The organism is Escherichia sp. E2661 (assembly GCF_004745185.1).
Taxonomy (GTDB): Bacteria; Pseudomonadota; Gammaproteobacteria; order Enterobacterales; family Enterobacteriaceae; genus Escherichia.
Genome location: NZ_PDIG01000007.1, coordinates 1 through 20,611 on the forward strand (window position 1 = coordinate 1; position 20,611 = coordinate 20,611).

Below are 20,611 nucleotides of genomic sequence, written 5' to 3' on the forward strand. Positions count from 1 at the left end.
TCCGGCAGTCGTGCGCAGACGCCTGATGCGACGCTAACGCGTCTTATCAGGCCTACAAATTCTCGCGCCATCCGTAGGCCGGATAAGGCGTTCACACCGCATCCGGCAGTCGTGCGCAGATGCCTGATGCGACGCTTGCGCGTCTTATCATGCCTGGGATGGGCATACAAAATGCACGTTCTCGGCAGTCATCATTATTTGTTGTTGCGCAGATCAAGCGCCACGTCGACGATCATATCCTCCTGGCCGCCAACCATCCGGCGTTTGCCCAGCTCAACGAGAATATCCACCGCGCTTAAGCCATAACGCGCCGCCGCCGTTTCGCAGTGACGCAGGAAGCTGGAGTAAACGCCAGCGTATCCCAGCGCCAGCGTTTCGCGATCGACTCGTACCGGACGATCCTGCAACGGACGCACCAGGTCATCAGCGGCATCCATTAACGCATAGAGATCGGTCCCATGCTGCCAGCCCAGTTTATCCGCAGCGGCAATAAACACTTCCAGCGGCGCGTTACCTGCACCCGCGCCCATTCCCGCAAGACTGGCGTCGATTCGGTCGCAGCCCTCTTCCACCGCCGCGATAGAGTTCGCCACGCCAAGACTCAGGTTATGGTGAGCGTGCATGCCGGTTTGCGTTTCTGGTTTCAGCACTGCTTTCAGGGCGCGGAAACGGTCACGGATATCGCTCATGTTCATCGCACCGCCAGAATCCACCACATAAATACAGGTCGCACCGTAGCCTTCCATCAGCTTTGCCTGCTTCGCGAGATTTTCCGGCGTGGTCATATGGCTCATCATCAGAAAACCAACGGTGTCCATTCCGAGCTCGCGGGCATACTGAATATGCTGGGCGGAAACATCAGCTTCGGTACAGTGCGTAGCCACACGAACCACCCGCGCGCCAGCCTGCCAGGCATTTTTCAGATCATGAATAGTGCCGATGCCTGGCAGCAACACGTCGCGATTTTGGCGTGCTTCACCACATCCGCCGCCGCTTCAATCCATTCAAGGTCGCTATGTGCGCCGAAACCATAGTTAAAGCTGGAACCCTGCAAACCGTCGCCGTGGGCCACTTCAATCGAATCCACGCGGGCATCATCCAGTGCTTTGGCAATCTGGCGAACGTTTTCCAGCGAATACTGATGACGAATGGCGTGCATACCGTCACGCAACGTGACGTCCGAGATATAAAGTTTTTTACCGTTCATGCCGCTTCTCCTGCCTTGCGCGCCAGTGACTGGGCCATTTTTTCCGCTGTCGCCAGCGCACTGGAAGTCATAATGTCGAGGTTGCCCGCATAGGCAGGCAGATAATGCGCTGCGCCTTCGACTTCCAGCCAGACCGCCGTTTTCAGTCCGGAGAACTGCCCCACGCCCGGCAAATTAACCGGTTTATCCTGCGGGATAACTTCAAACTGCACGCGCTGTTTCAGGCGATATCCCGGTACGTAAGCCTGCACCGCCTCAGCCATTTCATTGATTGAGGCTTCGATATCATCTTGTGAAGCTTCGTCGCTCAATACATACACCGTGTCACGCATCATCAACGGTGGCTCTGCTGGGTTAAGTACGATAATCGCCTTCCCTTTTGCCGCGCCGCCCACCACTTCAATGGCGCGCGACGTGGTTTCCGTAAATTCATCGATATTGGCACGCGTGCCAGGTCCGGCAGATTTACTGGCGATAGAAGCGATAATTTCGGCGTAATGAACACGCGCCACGCGTGAAACTGCCGCCACCATTGGAATGGTGGCCTGGCCGCCGCAGGTGACCATGTTGACGTTCAGTTGTTCGACATTCGCATCAAGGTTAACCACCGGAACGCAGTAAGGGCCGATGGCAGCAGGCGTCAGGTCGATTAAGCGAATATCCGGTTTCGCTTCGCGCAAAGCGGCATCGTTTTTCACATGCGCGCCCGCGCTGGTCGCATCAAACACAATATCGATATCAGCAAATTCAGGCATGTTCATCAGCCCGATAACCCCTTCATGGGTGGTGGCGACGCCCATACGTCTGGCACGCGCCAGACCGTCGGACTGAGGATCAATGCCAACCATCACCGCCATCTCCAGATGCTGGCCGTGACGCAAAATTTTAATCATCAGATCGGTGCCAATATTGCCAGAACCGATAATGGCGACTTTACGCTTACTCATGACAGACTTCCTTTTGGGGCTGCGCTTGAAAATGTCGCAGCAACTGACCCTATACCTTCAATATGGGCTTCAAAACGATCGCCCGCATTTACCGCCACCATCGGACCTAATGCCCCGGTAAGAATGATATCTCCAGCGCGCAGCGGTTGACCCAGGCTGGCCATTTTGCGTGCCAGCCAGACAGCGGCATTAAGCGGATGCCCCAGGCATTCGCTGCCGCGACCGCTGGAAACCTCTTCGTTATTACGCGTCATCTTCATGGCGCAGTTTTTCAGATCTAACCCCGCCAGACGTTGCGCCGGACCGCCGATGACATACACCCCGCAGGAGGCGTTATCTGCCACGGTATCGACAAACTGAATCGACCAGTCGCGGATGCGGCTACCCACCACTTCCAGCGCCGGAAGTACCCATTCAATGGCGTTATACAGTTCGTTAAACGTGGTATCGGTCGCAGGCAAATCGCGGTTCAAAACCAGTGCGATCTCCGCTTCAATGCGGGGTTGCAAGACGCGGGAAAAAGGAATGGTTTCATTATCGCCATAACACATGTCGGCAAATAACGTCCCATAATCCGGTTGATCAACGCCCAGTTGTTGTTGCACTTTCGGATGCGTCAGTCCCACTTTGCGCCCCACCACTCGCCGTCCCTGAGCGACGTCATGTTGCACATTGATGCGCTGAATGGCGTAGGCGGCTTTCGCGTTTTCAATACCAATCAGATCGCGCAGCGGCGCAATCGCTTCGCCCTGCTCTGCGGCGCGGCGTAAATCCGCCGCCAGTTGCTCAAGAGTATGCTTCGTCATGACCATTCCTTAAGGGCGTGCGAGGAAATTCAGCACCAGTTGATTGAAAGCATCGGCATGTTCCCACTGCGCCCAGTGACCACAGTCGCGGAAGATATGCAGTTCAGAACCGGCAATGCCGGACAGCAGACGCAGACCCGCATCCATCGGCACAAAACGGTCGTTGCGCCCCCAGACAATCAGGGTTTGTGCTTTGATTTCCGCCAGACGTGGGCCAAAATCCGGGAACTGTTTCGGATTGGCTTCCAGGCTCTTAACGAAGTTTTCCAGGTGATCGCGACGCGACAGCATATTATTCAGGCGCGCTTCAAACAGGGTGTCGGTCAAATCGCTGGTATCAAAAACGAAGATATCCATCATCAGCTTCAGGTTTTCGATAGTAGGCTGGCGATAAAGCTGATTCAGTCGCTTAATACCTTCGGTTGGCATCGGCGTAAACAAACTCATGCCGCCCGTACCGCCGCCCATCAGCACCAGTTTGCCGACGCGCTCCGGCCAGTTAAGAGTGAACGCCACAGAACTGTGGCCGCCCATCGAGTTGCCCAGCAAGTGGATTTTGGCGATATCCAGTTGATCCACCACGCTTTTCAGGATTCGTGCATTAAGATCCGATCGCGAACCACTATTAACGATCGCATCGCTCTTGCCCCAGCCCGGACAATCCAACAGGATCACCCGATAGCCCGCCTCTACCAGCGGATCGATATTGCGGCTGAAGTTCGCCCAGCCAGTAGCACCCGGGCCGGAACCGTGCAGCAGGACAACGGTTTCGTTGCCTTGTCCGCAGTCATTAAAATGGATGCGCAGCGTTTTACCCGCTTCTTCTACATTCAGAAAACGGCTGGTGGCGGCTTCGGTTTGTGGCTGATAACTCATCATCTTCTCCTGCATATTCAGTTCTCTGTTCTGGCGCTTAACGAGCCAAATCCGGCAATCCACTCCGGGATTGGGCGGTAATAACGCCCTTCGCTACGCCAGTTGCCAAACGCAGAAATAGCGGCAAAAGCGGCGACCCAGGTTTTGATTTCATGTGTCGACTTTCCGGCAATGGCGGAAAGCTCTTCGTTACTGACGGCATCCAGTTCCTGTATGCGACCCTGCTCCAGCAAAGTCATGAACTGGTTATCCCAAATCGGGTTGAGCGGATGCAGAGTTCTCTGATCCTCAACAAACTTCTCAGCGGCGCTGATCACCCGTTGCTGACGCAATTCACGCTCACTGGCGGGTAAATCTTTCCCGCTCCCCAACAAACGGTCGCGCATATGGGCATCGGCTTTCGCCAGTTCTGGCACCGGCGGCTGATGGGAAAGCCCACCGGACCCAAGGAACAGCACGCGTTTATTGAGAGTGCTGGTGAAACGTCCAATGGCTTCACCCAACATGCGGGTACGCTGGAAACCAGGCAAAGGCGTGGCGACGCCGTTGATGAACACAGGCAGAACAGGCACCTTATCCAGCCCACCGAGCAGGAACTCCAGCGGCTGGGCGAACCCGTGGTCCACCTGCATACAGTAAGAAACGGCAAGATCGATCCCGCTCTTCATGACGGCATGCGCACAGGCCTCCGCCAGCTCCACAGGCACGGGCAGCTCTCCTGCCGCACTGCCGAAATCACCAATTGCCGTCGCCCCAACGCCTAAACAGAACGGTGGCATCACGTCATAGAAAAAACCGTTGTAGTGATCTGGCGCAAACAGCACCACCAGTTCAGGGGAGAAAGCCGCAATACGCTCGCGGGCACTGGCAATCACGCCATTGACCTCATCGAGTACCTCTTGCGCCGGGTCGACATACCCCACCAGCGGCGAGTGGGAAAGACAGTGAAGATAAGCGTGCATATCAGGCTACCTTTTCGACAGAAACGTCGGCATCAGGGCGGGTCAGCATCATCACCGACGCCAGTTTATTCAGCGTATTGCCCAGAGTTTGCGGAATGGCGGTGGCGGCAACAAAGCGATCCGGGCGCATCACCACCAGCGAAGCATTGTGTTGTGCGAACCAGCTACGCAGGCGACCTTGCGTATCCCCCACGCGTAGTACGCCGTCGTGGTTATCCTGTGCGGTATGTATTTGCACTTCCGGCACCACCTGAATGAAGCGTGTGCCCAACGCGCGCCACTGCTGGATTTGCTCGTCGCTCATCCCCCATAGTGGATTGCATCCCCAGCCAATTACCGCGAAGTTCGCGCCGATCGCGTTATCGAGCAGCGTCACGTCGCCGTTTTCCAGCGTGACTTTCGGCTGAATAAACATCTTGCCAACCGGAGAGTGCTTCGCTTCGCCCTCACGCACCAGCGCACCGCCGTAATATTGCGGCATCGGCTTGAAGCGCATTTCGAGGAAGTAGCGTTTTACTGGCGGCAGATAATTCAGTAGCCAGGAAACGCCATCACGTAACGTACCCTGCCAGCGTTTCGGCGGAGCCAGCACGTTGCCCGCCGTCACGGACAGGTCAATCATCGCTTTGGCGTGATCGCGTCGTTCTTGTTGATAGGTATCGAGCAGCGCATCACGGGCTTTCCCCTGGATAACCAACGCCAGTTTCCAGGCGAGGTTAAAGGCGTCGCGCATACCGCTGTTATAGCCCTGCCCCTGCCACACCGGCATGATGTGCGCGGCATCGCCCGCCAGCAGTACGCGATCAATACGGAAACGTTGCGCCAGTCGCGCGTTATGGGTGTAGACACGCTGGCGAATCAATTCAACATTGTCCGGATTAGGCAGCACTTTGCTTAACAGCTTGCGCATATTTTGCGGCTCACGCAGCTGTTCTTCGGTTTCTCCCGGCATCACCATAAATTCAAAGCGACGTACCGCATGAGGCAGCGCGGCAGAAACATACGGGCGCACCGGATCGCAACACAAATAGATATGCGGCGTACTTAACGGATCGTTGGCGATATCCACCACAATCCACTGATTTGGCGCGGTTTTACCTTCAAACGGCACATTCAGAGTGCGACGGACAAAACTTGCTCCACCGTCACAGGCTACCAGCCACTGGGCTTTGACCGTTTCCCGCTGCCCTTCTGCCGTTTTCAGGTGCAAGGTCACTTCGTCATCTTGCTGGCTGAAAGCCTCCAGTTCGCGGGAAAACAGGCAGCGTACATTCGGAAAACGCGACAACCCTTCCAGCATCACCGCATCGACCTGCGGCTGAATAAAGGCGTTACGGCGCGGCCAGCCAAATTCATCGGTCATTGGCTGAATATCAGCAAAACAGCGGCCTTTTGGGGTGAGAAAACGCATCGCATGCCACGGCGTAGTATGCGGCAGAACATTATCGACCAGGCCGACCGACTGCATGGTACGCAGCGCCTCGTCATCAATACCAATCGCACGGGGGTAGTCGATCAACTTATCGAGTTTCTCCACCACCAGCACGTCAATGCCCATCTGGCCGAGATAGTTCGCCATCATCAGCCCGACCGGACCGGCACCAGCGATCGCCACCTGAACGTTATGGTTAACAGCAGGCTGGATGTCAGGGTGTTGTATTGCCATTTCAGTACCTCACGGCTCGGACAAAATGCCGTTGCGCGCACAGTACAGCGCAACTTATTTTGTTAAAAACATGTAAATGATTTTTTATTGTGCGCTCAGTATAGGAAGGGTGTTTTCGGCTACAATCAAAACATGCCCGAATGTGCACCAGGTGCACAACGTTGTTTTAACTATAGAAATGTCAATTAATATGCAGAACAATGAGCAGACGGAATACAAAACCGTGCGCGGCTTAACCCGCGGTCTAATGTTATTAAATATGTTAAATAAACTTGACGGCGGTGCCAGCGTCGGGCTGCTGGCGGAACTCAGCGGTCTGCATCGCACCACTGTGCGGCGACTGCTGGAGACGTTACTGGAAGAGGGATATGTCCGGCGCAGTACCTCCGATGACAGTTTTCGTCTGACCATCAAAGTGCGGCAATTAAGTGAAGGGTTTCGTGACGAACAGTGGATTTCTGCACTGGCGGCCCCGCTGCTGGGCGATCTGTTGCGCGAAGTGGTATGGCCGACAGATGTGTCCACGCTGGATGTTGATGCAATGGTGGTACGCGAAACCACCCACCGTTTCAGTCGCTTATCCTTTCACCGGGCAATGGTCGGGCGGCGTTTACCGCTCCTGAAAACCGCCTCGGGCCTGACCTGGCTGGCCTTTTGTCCGGAAAAAGAACGCCAGGCGTTAATCGAAATGTTAGCCGCCCGCCCCGGTGATGACTATCAACTGGCGCGGGAACCGTTAAAGCTGGAAGCCATTCTGGCGCGCGCGCGCAAAGAGGGGTACGGACAGAACTACCGCGGCTGGGATCAGGAGGAGAAGATCGCCTCTATCGCCGTACCGCTGCGCAGTGAACAACGGGTGATTGGCTGTCTGAATCTGGTGTATATGGCCAGTGCGATGACCATCGAACAGGCGGCAGAAAAACATCTTCCGGCGCTGCAACGGGTAGCAAAACAGATTGAAGAAGGGGTTGAATCGCAGGCTATTCTGGTGGCCGGACGGCGAAGTGGCATGCTTTTGCGTTAACGCCGCCGAATGGCGAAAAACCTTCCGTGGTATGGCATGATAGCACCCGGAAGAAAGTGAATTCAGGGTGGTGAATGTGAAACCAGTAACGCTATACGATGTCGCAGAGTATGCCGGAGTCTCTTATCAGACCGTTTCCCGCGTGGTGAATCAGGCCAGCCACGTTTCTGCGAAAACGCGGGAAAAAGTGGAAGCGGCAATGGCGGAGCTGAATTACATTCCCAACCGCGTGGCACAACAACTGGCGGGCAAACAGTCGTTGCTGATTGGCGTTGCTACCTCCAGCCTGGCCCTGCACGCGCCGTCACAAATTGTCGCGGCGATTAAATCCCGCGCCGACCAACTGGGTGCCAGCGTGGTGGTGTCGATGGTAGAACGAAGCGGCGTCGATGCCTGTAAAGCGGCGGTACACAATCTTCTCGCGCAACGTGTCAGCGGTCTGATCATCAACTATCCGCTGGATGAACAAGATGCCATTGCTGTGGAAGCCGCCTGTGGTAACGTGCCAGCGTTATTCCTTGATGTCTCTGACCAGGCCCCCATCAACAGTATTATTTTTTCCCATGAAGACGGTACGCGGCTTGGCGTGGAGCATTTGGTCGCATTAGGTCACCAGCAAATCGCGCTGTTAGCGGGCCCATTAAGTTCTGTCTCGGCGCGTCTGCGTCTGGCGGGCTGGCACAAATATCTCACACGCAATCAAATTCAGCCGATAGCAGAACGGGAAGGCGACTGGAGCGCCATGTCCGGTTTTCAACAAACCATGCAGATGCTGAATGAGGGGATCATTCCCACCGCGATGCTGGTTGCCAACGATCAGATGGCGTTGGGCGCAATGCGCGCCATTACCGAGTTCGGGCTGCGCGTCGGCGCGGATATCTCGGTAGTGGGATACGACGATACCGAAGACAGCTCATGTTATATCCCGCCGTTAACCACCATCAAACAGGATTTTCGTCTGCTGGGGAAAACCAGCGTAGACCGCTTGCTGCAACTTTCTCAGGGGCAGGCGGTGAAGGGAAATCAGCTACTGCCCGTCTCACTGGTGAAAAGAAAAACCACCCTGCCACCCAATACGCAAACCGCCTCTCCCCGCGCGTTGGCCGATTCATTAATGCAGCTGGCAAGGCAAATTTCCCGTCTGGAAAGCGGACAGTGAGCGCAACGCAATTAATGTGAGTCAGCTCACTCATTAGGTTCCCCAGGCTTTACACTCTATGCGTCAGGCTCGTATGTTGTATGAAATTGTGAGCGGATAACAATTTCACACAGGATACAGCTATGACCATGATTACGGATTCACTGGCCGTCGTATTACAACGTCGTGACTGGGAAAACCCTGGCGTTACACAACTTAATCGCCTTGCGGCACATCCCCCTTTCGCCAGCTGGCGTAATAGCGAAGAAGCCCGCACCGATCGCCCTTCCCCGCAGTTGCGCAGCCTGAATGGTGAGTGGCAATTTGTCTGGTTTCCGGCACCAGAAGCGGTGCCGGAAAGCTGGCTGGAGTGCGATCTTCCTGACGCCGATACTGTCGTCGTCCCCTCAAACTGGCAGATGCACGGTTACGACGCGCCCATCTACACCAACGTGACCTATCCCATTGTGGTCAATCCGCCATTTGTTCCCACGGAGAATCCGACAGGCTGTTACTCGCTCACATTTAATGTTGATGAAAGCTGGCTACAGGAAGGCCAGACGCGAATTATTTTTGATGGCGTTAACTCGGCGTTTCATCTGTGGTGCAACGGTCGCTGGGTCGGTTACGGCCAGGACAGCCGTTTGCCGTCTGAATTTGACCTGAGCGCCTTTTTACACGCCGGAGAAAACCGCCTCGCCGTTATGGTGCTGCGCTGGAGTGACGGTAGTTATCTGGAAGATCAGGATATGTGGCGAATGAGCGGCATTTTCCGTGACGTCTCGTTGCTGCACAAACCGACCACACAAATCAGCGATTTCCATGTTGCCACTCGCTTTAATGATGATTTCAGCCGCGCTGTACTGGAGGCTGAAGTTCAGATGTGCGGCGAGCTGCGCGATGAGCTGCGGGTGACGGTTTCTTTGTGGCAGGGTGAAACGCAGGTCGCCAGCGGCACCGCGCCTTTCGGCGGTGAAATTATCGATGAACGTGGTGGTTATGCCGATCGCGTCACGCTACGTCTGAACGTCGAAAACCCGGCGCTGTGGAGCGCCGAAATCCCGAATCTCTATCGTGCGGTGGTTGAACTGCACACCGCCGACGGCACGCTGATTGAAGCAGAAGCCTGCGATGTCGGTTTCCGCGAGGTGCGGACTGAAAATGGCCTGCTGCTGCTGAACGGCAAGCCGTTGCTGATTCGCGGCGTTAACCGTCACGAGCATCATCCTCTGCATGGTCAGGTCATGGATGAGCAGACGATGATGCAGGATATCCTGCTGATGAAGCAGAACAACTTTAACGCCGTGCGCTGTTCGCATTATCCGAACCATCCACTGTGGTACACGCTGTGCGACCGCTACGGCCTGTATGTGGTGGATGAAGCCAACATTGAAACCCACGGCATGGTACCAATGAATCGTCTGACTGATGATCCGCGCTGGTTACCCGCGATGAGCGAACGCGTAACGCGAATGGTGCAGCGCGATCGTAATCACCCGAGCGTAATCATCTGGTCGCTGGGGAATGAGTCAGGCCACGGCGCTAATCACGACGCGCTGTATCGCTGGATCAAATCTGTCGATCCTTCCCGCCCGGTGCAGTATGAAGGCGGCGGAGCCGACACCTCCGCAACCGATATTATTTGCCCGATGTACGCGCGCGTGGATGAAGACCAGCCCTTCCCGGCTGTGCCGAAATGGTCCATCAAAAAATGGCTCTCGCTGCCTGGAGAGACGCGCCCGCTGATCCTTTGCGAATACGCCCACGCGATGGGTAACAGTCTTGGCGGCTTCGCTAAATACTGGCAGGCGTTTCGTCAGTACCCCCGTTTACAGGGCGGCTTCGTCTGGGACTGGGTGGATCAGTCGCTGATTAAATATGATGAAAACGGCACCCCGTGGTCGGCTTACGGCGGTGATTTTGGCGATACGCCAAACGATCGCCAGTTCTGCATGAACGGTCTGGTCTTTGCCGACCGCACGCCGCATCCGGCGCTGACAGAAGCAAAACACCAGCAGCAGTTTTTCCAGTTCCGTTTATCCGGGCGAAACATCGAAGTGACCAGCGAATACCTGTTCCGTCATAGCGATAACGAGCTCCTGCACTGGATGGTGGCGCTGGATGGCAAGCCGCTGGCAAGCGGTGAAGTGCCTCTGGATGTCGCTCCACAAGGTAAACAGTTGATTGAACTGCCTGAACTACCGCAGCCGGAGAGCGCCGGACAACTCTGTCTCACAGTACGCGTAGTGCAACCGAACGCGACCGCATGGTCAGAAGCCGGACACATCAGCGCCTGGCAACAGTGGCGACTGGCGGCAAACCTCAGCGTGACACTCCCCTCCGCGCCCCACGCCATCCCGCAACTGACCACCAGCGAAACGGATTTTTGCATCGAGCTGGATAATAAGCGTTGGCAATTTAACCGCCAGTCAGGCTTTCTTTCACAGATGTGGATTGGCGATGAAAAACAACTGCTGACGCCGCTACGCGATCAGTTCACCCGTGCACCGCTGGATAACGATATCGGCGTGAGTGAAGCGACCCGCATTGACCCTAACGCCTGGGTCGAACGCTGGAAGGCGGCGGGCCATTACCAGGCCGAAGCGGCGTTGTTGCAGTGCACGGCAGATACACTTGCCGACGCGGTGCTGATTACCACTGTCCACGCCTGGCAGCATCAGGGGAAAACCTTATTTATCAGCCGGAAAACCTACCGTATCGATGGACACGGTGAGATGGTCGTCAGTGTGGATGTTGAAGTAGCGAGCGATACACCTCATCCGGCGCGGATTGGCCTGACCTGCCAGCTGGCGCAGGTCGCAGAGCGGGTAAACTGGCTCGGATTAGGGCCGCAAGAAAACTATCCCGACCGCCTTACTGCGGCCTGTTTTGACCGCTGGGATCTGCCATTGTCAGAAATGTATACGCCGTACGTCTTCCCGAGCGAGAACGGTCTGCGCTGTGGAACGCGCGAATTGAATTATGGCTCACACCAGTGGCGCGGCGACTTCCAGTTCAACATCAGTCGCTACAGCCAACAACAACTGATGGAAACCAGCCATCGCCATTTGCTGCACGCGGAAGAAGGCAGCTGGCTGAATATCGACGGTTTCCATATGGGGATTGGTGGCGACGACTCCTGGAGCCCGTCAGTGTCGGCAGAATTTCAACTGAGCGCAGGTCGCTATCATTACCAGTTGATCTGGTGCCAAAAATAATAATAACCGGGCAGGCTATGCCTGCCCGTATTTAGCGTAAGGAAATCCATTATGTTCTATTTAAAAAACACAAACTTTTGGATGTTCGGCTTATTCTTTTTCTTTTACTTTTTTATCATGGGAGCCTACTTCCCGTTTTTCCCGATTTGGCTACATGACATCAACCATATCAGCAAAAGTGATACCGGAATAATTTTTGCCGCGATTTCCCTGTTCTCTCTGTTATTCCAACCGCTGTTTGGCTTGCTTTCTGACAAACTTGGACTGCGCAAATATCTGCTATGGATTATTACCGGCATGTTAGTAATGTTTGCGCCATTCTTTATTTTTATCTTTGGCCCGCTGTTACAATACAATATTTTAGTAGGTTCGGTTGTTGGTGGTATTTATCTTGGTTTTTGTTTTAACGCCGGTGCGCCAGCAGTAGAGGCATTTATAGAGAAAGTCAGCCGTCGCAGTAATTTCGAATTTGGTCGCGCGCGGATGTTTGGCTGTGTTGGCTGGGCGCTGTGTGCCTCGATTGTCGGCATCATGTTCACCATCAATAATCAGTTTGTTTTCTGGCTGGGTTCTGGCTGTGCACTCATCCTCGCCGTTTTACTCTTTTTCGCCAAAACGGATGCCCCCTCTTCTGCCACGGTTGCCAATGCGGTAGGTGCCAACCATTCGGCATTTAGCCTTAAGCTGGCGCTGGAACTGTTCAGACAGCCAAAACTGTGGTTTTTGTCACTATATGTTATTGGCGTTTCCTGCACCTACGATGTTTTTGACCAACAGTTTGCTAATTTCTTTACTTCGTTCTTTGCTACCGGTGAACAGGGTACGCGGGTATTTGGCTACGTAACGACAATGGGCGAATTACTTAACGCCTCGATTATGTTCTTTGCGCCGCTGATTATTAATCGCATCGGTGGGAAAAACGCCCTGCTGCTGGCTGGCACCATTATGTCTGTACGTATTATCGGCTCATCGTTCGCCACCTCAGCGCTGGAAGTGGTTATTCTGAAAACGCTGCATATGTTTGAAGTACCGTTCCTGCTGGTGGGCTGCTTTAAATATATTACCAGCCAGTTTGAAGTGCGTTTTTCAGCGACGATTTATCTGGTCTGTTTCTGCTTCTTTAAGCAACTGGCGATGATTTTTATGTCTGTACTGGCGGGCAATATGTATGAAAGCATCGGTTTCCAGGGCGCTTATCTGGTGCTGGGTCTGGTGGCGCTGGGCTTCACCTTGATTTCCGTGTTCACACTTAGCGGCCCCGGCCCGCTTTCTCTACTGCGTCGTCAGGTGAATGAAGTCGCTTAAGCAATTAATGTCGGATGCGGCGCGAGCGCCTTATCCGACCAACATATCAGGACGGAATGATCGCAATGAACATGCCAATGACCGAAAGAATAAAAGCAGGCAAGCTATTTACCGATATGTGCGAAGGCTTACCTGAAAAAAGACTTCGTGGGAAAACGTTAATGTATGAGTTCAATCACTCGCATCCATCAGAAGTTGAAAAAAGGGAAAGCCTGATTAAAGAAAATGTTTGCCACGGTAGGGGAAAACGCCTGGATAGAACCACCTGTCTATTTCTCTTACGGTTCCAACATCCATATAGGCCGCAATTTTTATGCAAATTTCAATTTAACCATTGTCGATGACTACACGGTAACGATCGGTGATAACGTACTGATTGCACCCAATGTTACTCTTTCCGTTACGGGACACCCTGTACACCATGAATTGAGAAAAAACGGCGAGATGTACTCTTTTCCGATAACGATTGGCAATAATGTCTGGATCGGTAGCCATGTGGTCATTAATCCAGGCGTCACCATCGGGGATAATTCTGTTATTGGCGCGGGTAGTGTCGTCACAAAAGACATTCCACCAAACGTCGTGGCTGCTGGCGTTCCTTGTCGGGTTATTCGCGAAATAAACGACCGGGATAAGCAATATTATTTCAGAGATTATAAAGTTGAGTCTTCAGTTTAAATTAGCAAAATTGCCTGATGCGCTTCGCTTATCAGGCCTACAAATTCAGTGATCTACGTTAGCCGCCTCCGACATGAACAAAGCGCAGGAACAAGCGTCGCATCATGCCTCTTTGACCCACAGCTGCGGAAAACGTGCTGGTGCAAAACGCAGGGTTATGATCATCAGCCCAACGACGCACAGCGCATGAAACGTCCAGTCCATCAGGTAATTGCCGCTGATACTACGTAGCACGCCAGAAAACCACGGGGCAAGCCCGGCGATGATAAAACCGATCCCCTGCATAAACGCCACTAACTTGCCAGCAATAGTCGGTTGCGGAGAGTGGTCGAGCGCCAGCAGCAAACAGAGCGGAAATGCGCCGCCCAGACCTAACCCACACACCATCGCCCACAAGACCGGCAATTGCAGCGGCAGCCAGATAAAGCCGCAGAAACCCACCAGTTGTAACACCAGCGCCAGCATTAACAGTTTGCGTCGGTCCTGATGGCGAGCCATAGCAGGCATTAGCAATGCTCCTGCGGCTTGCCCAAGCGTCATCAACGCCAGCAAGGAACCGCTGTACTGCGCGCTGGCACCAATCTCAATATAGAAAGCGGGTAACCAGGCAATCAGGCTAGCGTAACCACCGTTAATCAGACCGAAGTAAAGGCCCAGCGTCCACGCGCGGGGAGTGAATACCACGCGAACCGGAGTGGTTGTTGTCCTGTGGGAAGAGGCGGTCTGGCGGGCGCTTTGCCACCACCAGGCAAAGAGCGCAACAACGGCAGGCAGCGCCCACCAGGCGAGTGTTTGATACCAGGTTTCGCTATGTTGAACTAACCAGGGCGTCAGGGCGGCACCAAGTCCACCGCCGCCCATTAGTGCTGCGGACCACAGCCCCATCACCAGTGGCGTGCGCTGCTGAAACCGCCGTTTAATCACCGAAGGCATCACCGCCTGAATGATGCCGATCCCCACCCCACCAAGCAGTGCGCTGCTAAGCAGCAGCGCACTTTGGGGGTAAAGCTCACGCATCAATGCACCGACGGCTATCAGCAATAAACTGATGGCGACGCTGCGACGTTCGCTGACATGCTGATGAAGCCAGCTTCCGACCAGCGCCAGCCCGCCCATGGTGACCACCGGCAGAGCCGTCAACAGGGCAGCCACGCTAAAGCTCATTCCGCTCGCCTGGCGCAATTGCGGTAGCAGTGGCCCGACGGAGGTGAGCAGTGGTCGCATATTAAGACCAATCAGCACCAGAACCAGCAGCATCGTGAACGTCTTTTGATGGTTGCGCATGGCTGTCAGAACGGTTTGGTCGGCAGATATTTACCATCTAAGGTGATGACCGCACGTTCGCCACCTTCCGGGTCCGCCACTTTCTTAACGTCGAGTTTGAAGTTAATCGCGCTGATAATGCCATCGCCAAACTTCTCATGAACCAACGCTTTCAGGGTTGTGCCGTACACCTGCAACATTTCATAGAAACGATACATCGTTGGGTCGGTTGGAATACGGTCATCAATGCAGCCACGCAGTGGAATCATCTGCAACAGTAGAATGGCGTCTTCGTCGAGATCCAGCTTCGCCCCGACCAGGCGGGCGGCGTCGGCAGGAAGCGCCTGCTGACCCAGCAAAGCCGCGGTTACGAAGGCTTCTGCCAGACCGGTGCCGTCGGCAATCTCGGCAAATGAGAGATCTTTTTTAGCTTTGCTGAGCAAAATGGCATCGGCAAGATCAAGACGAATATTGCGGTTAATTTGCGACTGAATCATGGTGGATCTCCTGATGGTTTAAAAATAAGGTTACGCTGCGGTCGGTTGGCGTAGCGGTATGGCACAAACGCGAGGATTAGCTGCCAGTGGCACAAACTGGCGGGTTGCGCCGTCAAAAGCTGCGATGCTGCCGCTTTCAATGTCGTAGACCCAGCCGTGCAGGGCGATCCGCCCCTCTTCGAGCGCCAGGCGCACCGATGGATGAGTTTGCAAATTAGCCAACTGAGCAATGACGTTTTCACGTACCATCGCCGCAGCTTTTGACGGTAAATCGGGATGCGGGCGCGCCTCATTAACGACGCGGGCTGAATCGGCATAACGCAGCCAGTGGGAGACGGCAGGCATATGGTCCATGCACTGACAGCTGGCAATGGCGGTCATCGCGCCACAGTTGGAATGACCGCAAATCACAATGTCAGAGACCCGAAGCGCAGCGACGGCATACTCCACCGAAGCAGAAACGCCACCGGGTTCCGGCCCGTAGGAAGGGACGATATTGCCTGCGTTGCGAATAACGAACAGATCGCCAGGCTCACGTTGCGTCACCAGCTCAGGGACCAGACGGCTATCAGAGCATGAGATAAAAAGTGTGCGCGGGCTTTGCTGTGTCGCCAGCTGTTTAAACAAGGCTTCCCGCTTCGGAAATGCCTCGCGCTGGAATTTAAGGAATCCATCAATAATCTCTTTCACCGTTAACCTCTGTCTGTCTCTGGAATGAGAGGCAGACTACTCGCCGATTGTCATAAGGTAAAAGACTCATTTATGATGAGTTCTATTGGATTTACTTATAGGTTGGCGAATGCTCTCTCGACATATCAATTACTTTCTTGCCGTGGCTGAACATGGCAGCTTCACCCGTGCAGCCAGTGCGTTGCACGTCTCCCAGCCTGCGCTTTCCCAGCAGATTCGCCAGTTAGAGGAAAGTTTGGGCGTGCCGCTGTTTGACCGTAGCGGGCGAACGATTCGTCTCACCGATGGCGGGGGAAGTCTGGCGACAGTACGCCAGCCGGGCGTTACAGGAACTGGGGGCGGGTAAACGGGCGATTCATGATGTTGCCGATCTGACGCGAGGATCGCTGCGTATCGCCGTCACCCCCACCTTTACGAGCTACTTTATCGGCCCTTTAGTGGCGGATTTCTATGCGCGCTACCCCGGCATCACGCTCCAGCTACAGGAAATGTCGCAGGAGAAAATCGAAGATCTGCTTTGTCGCGACGAGCTGGACGTTGGGATTGCCTTCGAGCCTGTGCATTCGCCGGAGCTGGAGGCAATTCCTTTACTGACAGAAAGTTTAGCGTTGGTGGTGGCGAAACATCATCCGCTGGCTGACCAGGAACAGGTGGCATTGAGTCGCTTGCATGATGAAAAACTGGTCCTGCTCAGCGCGGAATTTGCCACCAGAGAGCAAATTGACCACTACTGCGAGAAAGCGGGGCTGCATCCACAGGTGGTGATAGAGGCGAACTCAATTAGCGCGGTTCTGGAGCTGATTCGCCGCACTTCTCTTTCCACCTTGCTGCCTGCGGCGATTGCCACACAACATGATGGGCTTAAAGCGATTTCTCTTGCCCCGCCACTACTGGAGAGAACGGCGGTTTTGTTGCGGCGGAAAAATAGCTGGCAGACAGCCGCTGCGAAGGCATTTTTGCACATGGCGTTGGAGGAATGTGCGGTTGTTGGCGAGAATGAATCTCGGTAGCCACTGACACAGATCAGCGGCTGGAATTGCCTGATGCGCTACGCTTATCAGGCCTACGAGTTCCGTGCAAGGCGTTCACGCCGCATCCGGCATAAACTACAGCTGGCAGACAGCCGCCGCGAAGGCATTTTTGCACATGGCGTTGGAAGAATACGCGGATGTTGGCGGGAATGAATCACGGTAGCCACTGACACAGGTCAGCGGCTGGAATTGCCTGATGCGCTACGCTTATCAGGCCTACGAGTTCAGTGCTCTACGTAGGCCGGATAAGGCGTTCACGCCGCATCCGGCGTGAACTACGCGTGCTGTAACCCAGCCGATTACCGTTTGTAATCGATGGCTTCTGGCTGCTCCAGATACACCGTTGTTTGTGCCGGTTGTGTGCTGGCAATCACTTTACCGCCACGTACCGAATAACGTACCGGAACCTGACGGCGCAGCGCATCAAATCCATTTTCAGCCGGCAGGATAATCAGGTTGGCGCTGTTTCCGGCGGCAATGCCGTAATCCTGCAAATTCAACGTCCTGGCGCTGTGGTGGGTGATTAAATTCAGGCCGTCGTTAATCTGCCCGTAGCCCATCAGCTGGCAAACATGCAGCCCCATATGCAGCACTTGCAGCATATTCGCCGTTCCCAGCGGATACCACGGATCGAAGACATCATCGTGACCAAAGCAGACGTTAATGCCGGACTCCAGCATCTCTTTAACGCGCGTGATGCCGCGACGTTTTGGATACGTATCGAAACGCCCTTGCAGATGAATATTGACCAACGGGTTGGCGACAAAGTTAATACCGGACATTTTCAGCAAGCGGAACAGGCGTGAGGTATACGCCCCGTTATAGGAGTGCATTGCCGTGGTGTGGCTGGCGGTGACTCGCGCGCCCATGCCTTCACGGTGCGCCAGGGCAGCAACGGTTTCGACAAAGCGTGACTGTTCATCATCGATCTCATCACAGTGAACGTCGATGAGACGGTCGTATTTTTGCGCCAGGGCGAAGGTTTTATGCAGCGACTCCACGCCGTATTCACGGGTAAATTCAAAATGCGGAATCGCCCCCACTACGTCTGCCCCTAAGCGTAACGCCTCTTCCAGCAACGCTTCACCGTTGGGATACGACAAAATCCCTTCCTGCGGGAAGGCGACGATTTGCAGATCAATCCACGGCGCGACTTCCTGCTTCACTTCCAGCATTGCTTTCAGCGCAGTCAGCGTTGCATCCGAAACATCGACATGGGTACGCACATGCTGAATGCCGTTGGCAATCTGCCATTTCAGCGTTTGCCAGGCGCGTTGTTTCACATCGTCATGGGTTAATAACGCTTTGCGCTCGGCCCAGCGTTCAATGCCTTCGAACAGCGTGCCAGACTGATTCCAGTTCGGTTGTCCGGCGGTTTGCGTGGTGTCCAGGTGAATATGCGGCTCCACAAACGGCGGTATAACTAAACCTTGTTCGGCATCCAGGCTGTTTTCAGTTATGGGCATCACGCCGGATTGCGCATCAATGGCGCTAATTTTTCCGTCCTGCAGATGAATCTGCCACAGTCCCTCTTTGCCGGGTAACCGGGCGTTAATAATTGTTTGTAAAGCGTTATTCGACACTGTTAGCCTCCACATGCGTCATTGCAGCTGTCGTTTTGCGATTCAAAATCGGGTTAAGGATCAGATAGCTCAGCGCGCCACCTAATACCGCGTTGACCGGAACAATTCCCGGTAACCAGTGGCCTGCGGCAATCCCCAGCGCGACCGCCAGAATCGCCACCCAATTGACACTCATCATACGCGTGGTCGCAAAGTGCTCATAGCGGCGACGGTTCATCAGATAGTCGGCGATGATCACGCCGCCCACCGGAGGAATAGCTGCCGAAAGGAAGGTCAGCCAGCCGACAAAATTGTTATACAGCCATAGTGCGCAGACCGTACCGATAATACCGTTAATCACCGAAAGGGTTTTGCTCGACATACCGGTAATGTTGGCGAAACCTAAACCCGACGCATAGAGCGCGTTATCGTTGGTGGTCCAGATATTCAGCCCCAGCACCACAATCGCAGGCAGCAGCAGGCCCTGAGCAATCATCACATCAGAGATATCCGCCATCCCCAGTGCCGCAGCGCCCGCTGCACCGAAAATAAACATCAACGAGTTGCCGAGGAAAAAGGCCACCATCGCCACCAGCACCGCCAGTTTGGCATTGCGACCAAACCGGACAAAGTCAGCGGTGAGCGTACCCGCGCTGATAAATGACCCCACAACCAGCGCCAGCGCGACATTGAAATCTAACGGTTGTGCGGGAACAACCGCTTTTAATGCGTCCAGGCCGCCCATGCCGTTAACGGCCAACCACACGGAATAACCGCCAAGACAGGCGATAGCCGGAACCGCAATCACCGAAAGAACTGTCAGCGCCGAAATGCCAAAGAAGACGGTGACGGTCATCAGTAAACCGGAGACGGCAATCAGCAAATTAATATCCAGCCCGGTTGCCTTGCCCACCGGAATAGCAAACATCGCCACGCCAACGCCAAACCAGCCAACCTGGGTGCCTCCCAGCAGCAGTGAAGGCAGCCATGAGCCTTTAACACCAAACGAGAAACGAGCAAGAAGATGAGTGGTCAGGCCGGTTTTTGCGCCAATGTAACCAAGAAATGAAGTGTAAATACCGAGGAGAAGATTACCGATGAGGACTGCGAGGAAGAAATCATGATAGCTAAGACCGGTTCCGAGAGTGCCGCCGGTCCACATACTGGCGGAAAAGAAGGTTAATCCCAGCATGACGAACGTCAATGCCAATACCCCTTTCCGCGCCGACTGCGGGACTGGCCCCTGGCTAAAGTTGTTATCTTGCGACACGAAATTCCTCCGTTTGCTGTTTGAAACCCAAAAAATCCGCCGCATTCTATTCATCTGAAGATAAAAAGCAATCGTTTTCGCGGGGAAATGTATTTTTAATATGAATGAGTGCGAAAAGGTGGGGAAAAAATTATCGGTGTAAAAACAGTGGGTAGGCATGATAAGACGCGTCAGCGTCGCATCTGGTATCGGCGCACGGTGTCGGATGCGGCGCGAGCGCCTTATCCGACCTACGGTTCAGACCTGGTAGGCATGATAAGACGCGCCAGCGTCGCATCAGGCATCGGCGCATGGTGTCGGATGCGGCCGCGAGCGCCTTATCCGACCTACGGTTCAGGCCTGTAGGCATGATAAGACGCGTCAAGCGTCGCATCTGGCATTGTGCACCGACTGCCGGATGCGTCGTGAACGCCTTATCCGACCTACGGATCGGCACAAGGCCTGTAGGCATGATAAGACGCGACAAGCGTC

The 20,611-nt window shown here is 54.5% G+C and carries 14 protein-coding genes and 4 pseudogenes; 6 read left to right on the top strand and 12 right to left on the bottom strand.

The genetic code is table 11. The annotated features are described in order from the left end of the window. The 7 genes and pseudogenes from CRI63_RS24655 to CRI63_RS05005 all read right to left on the bottom strand — a co-directional run. Nucleotides 1-132, bottom strand: a pseudogene (locus CRI63_RS24655) (hypothetical protein); the annotation flags it as partial. Between the two features lie 62 nt (nucleotides 133-194). Next, nucleotides 195-1,207: pseudogene (mhpE, locus tag CRI63_RS04980) on the bottom strand (4-hydroxy-2-oxovalerate aldolase). After that, nucleotides 1,204-2,154: an acetaldehyde dehydrogenase gene (gene mhpF / locus CRI63_RS04985; protein ID WP_000044308.1), complete on the bottom strand. Its 951-nt coding sequence runs from the start codon at nucleotides 2,152-2,154 to the stop codon at nucleotides 1,204-1,206. Before mhpF ends, mhpE begins: the two are co-directional and overlap by 4 nt. After that, entirely contained in the window at nucleotides 2,151-2,960 is an 810-nt protein-coding gene (mhpD, locus tag CRI63_RS04990) for a 2-keto-4-pentenoate hydratase (protein WP_135518679.1), read from the bottom strand. The genes mhpF and mhpD overlap by 4 nt, the downstream gene beginning before the upstream one ends. A 9-nt stretch (nucleotides 2,961-2,969) precedes the next feature. Next, complete coding sequence (gene mhpC, locus CRI63_RS04995) at nucleotides 2,970-3,836, bottom strand: 2-hydroxy-6-oxonona-2,4-dienedioate hydrolase (protein ID WP_135518691.1); 867 nt, start codon at nucleotides 3,834-3,836, stop codon at nucleotides 2,970-2,972. 17 nt (nucleotides 3,837-3,853) lie between these two features. Continuing rightward, on the bottom strand, nucleotides 3,854-4,798 hold the full coding sequence (gene mhpB / locus CRI63_RS05000) for a 2,3-dihydroxyphenylpropionate/2,3-dihydroxicinnamic acid 1,2-dioxygenase (protein WP_000543457.1): 945 nt from the start codon (nucleotides 4,796-4,798) through the stop codon (nucleotides 3,854-3,856). A 1-nt stretch (nucleotide 4,799) separates the two neighbouring features. Continuing rightward, nucleotides 4,800-6,464: a bifunctional 3-(3-hydroxy-phenyl)propionate/3-hydroxycinnamic acid hydroxylase gene (locus CRI63_RS05005; RefSeq protein WP_135518681.1), complete on the bottom strand. Its 1,665-nt coding sequence runs from the start codon at nucleotides 6,462-6,464 to the stop codon at nucleotides 4,800-4,802. Nucleotides 6,465-6,654: 190 nt separating this feature from the next. On the opposite strand from CRI63_RS05005, the gene CRI63_RS05010 reads away from it, so the two are divergent. From CRI63_RS05010 to lacA, 5 genes and pseudogenes are all read left to right on the top strand, one after another. Beyond that, on the top strand, nucleotides 6,655-7,488 hold the full coding sequence (locus CRI63_RS05010) for a DNA-binding transcriptional regulator (protein WP_240782720.1): 834 nt from the start codon (nucleotides 6,655-6,657) through the stop codon (nucleotides 7,486-7,488). 76 nt (nucleotides 7,489-7,564) lie between these two features. Continuing rightward, complete coding sequence (gene lacI, locus CRI63_RS05015; RefSeq protein WP_130215356.1) at nucleotides 7,565-8,647, top strand: DNA-binding transcriptional repressor LacI; 1,083 nt, start codon at nucleotides 7,565-7,567, stop codon at nucleotides 8,645-8,647. A gap of 122 nt (nucleotides 8,648-8,769) precedes the next feature. Further along, nucleotides 8,770-11,844 (top strand): beta-galactosidase, encoded by a 3,075-nt coding sequence (gene lacZ / locus CRI63_RS05020; RefSeq protein WP_135518685.1) that lies wholly within the window; start codon nucleotides 8,770-8,772, stop codon nucleotides 11,842-11,844. A gap of 51 nt (nucleotides 11,845-11,895) precedes the next feature. Then, nucleotides 11,896-13,149, top strand: a complete 1,254-nt coding sequence (gene lacY / locus CRI63_RS05025) for a lactose permease (RefSeq protein WP_135518687.1) — start codon at nucleotides 11,896-11,898, stop codon at nucleotides 13,147-13,149. Nucleotides 13,150-13,214: 65 nt separating this feature from the next. Next, a pseudogene (gene lacA, locus CRI63_RS05030) lies at nucleotides 13,215-13,827 on the top strand (galactoside O-acetyltransferase). Nucleotides 13,828-13,929: 102 nt separating this feature from the next. Here lacA and cynX read toward each other — a convergent pair. From cynX to cynT, 3 genes are read right to left on the bottom strand one after another with little or no spacing between them, the layout of a single operon-like run. Beyond that, the gene (cynX, locus tag CRI63_RS05035; RefSeq protein ID WP_135518689.1) at nucleotides 13,930-15,111 is read right to left on the bottom strand and encodes a cyanate transporter CynX; all 1,182 of its coding nucleotides are present in this window, start codon (nucleotides 15,109-15,111) and stop codon (nucleotides 13,930-13,932) included. Between the two features lie 5 nt (nucleotides 15,112-15,116). Further along, on the bottom strand, nucleotides 15,117-15,587 hold the full coding sequence (cynS, locus tag CRI63_RS05040; RefSeq protein ID WP_000616241.1) for a cyanase: 471 nt from the start codon (nucleotides 15,585-15,587) through the stop codon (nucleotides 15,117-15,119). 30 nt (nucleotides 15,588-15,617) lie between these two features. After that, the gene (gene cynT / locus CRI63_RS05045; RefSeq protein WP_000658642.1) at nucleotides 15,618-16,277 is read right to left on the bottom strand and encodes a carbonic anhydrase CynT; all 660 of its coding nucleotides are present in this window, start codon (nucleotides 16,275-16,277) and stop codon (nucleotides 15,618-15,620) included. 109 nt (nucleotides 16,278-16,386) lie between these two features. Between cynT and cynR the strand changes: the two are divergent. Then, a pseudogene (cynR, locus tag CRI63_RS05050) lies at nucleotides 16,387-17,287 on the top strand (transcriptional regulator CynR). A 320-nt stretch (nucleotides 17,288-17,607) separates the two neighbouring features. Here the strand turns inward: cynR and codA are convergent. Together codA and codB are read right to left on the bottom strand one after the other, a co-directional pair. Then, a complete protein-coding gene (gene codA / locus CRI63_RS05055; protein WP_001299008.1) occupies nucleotides 17,608-18,891 on the bottom strand; it encodes a cytosine/isoguanine deaminase in 1,284 nt (427 codons plus the stop codon). Continuing rightward, nucleotides 18,881-20,140 (bottom strand): cytosine permease, encoded by a 1,260-nt coding sequence (codB, locus tag CRI63_RS05060; RefSeq protein ID WP_000076233.1) that lies wholly within the window; start codon nucleotides 20,138-20,140, stop codon nucleotides 18,881-18,883. The genes codA and codB overlap by 11 nt, the downstream gene beginning before the upstream one ends. Between the last annotated feature and the right edge of the window lie 471 nt (nucleotides 20,141-20,611).